Here is a 251-nt window from a genome sequence, read left to right on the forward strand (position 1 = left end):
ACGGCATCGATAACAGTTCCTTTTAGAGTAAGACTATCAATCAAACTTCCTGTAGAAATGCCATATTTAAAGTTCGGAAAAATATTTCCTTCGTTATTGTCTACAATACTATTTCCGAAGTTAAACGAGTAGTTTGTATTTTCTCTAAGGGTATCTAGGAGCTTTACTTTTAGTGGTTTTGAAACACTCAAAGGGGTAATCACTGGAGTGTATTTTAAAGGAGGGGATATAATAAGCTCCTTCGAGATGTC

1 protein-coding gene is annotated in these 251 nt (G+C 35.1%); it reads right to left on the minus strand.

Annotation, left to right across the window (positions count from 1 at the left end; all coding sequences use genetic code 11):
* Positions 1-251, minus strand: a 251-nt coding sequence (locus ACY2RS_RS15700) for an Ig-like domain-containing domain (RefSeq protein WP_490099602.1), incomplete at both ends; no start/stop codon positions are given.

The sequence above is a fragment of the Patiriisocius sp. 208BN25-11 genome (genome assembly GCF_058147145.1).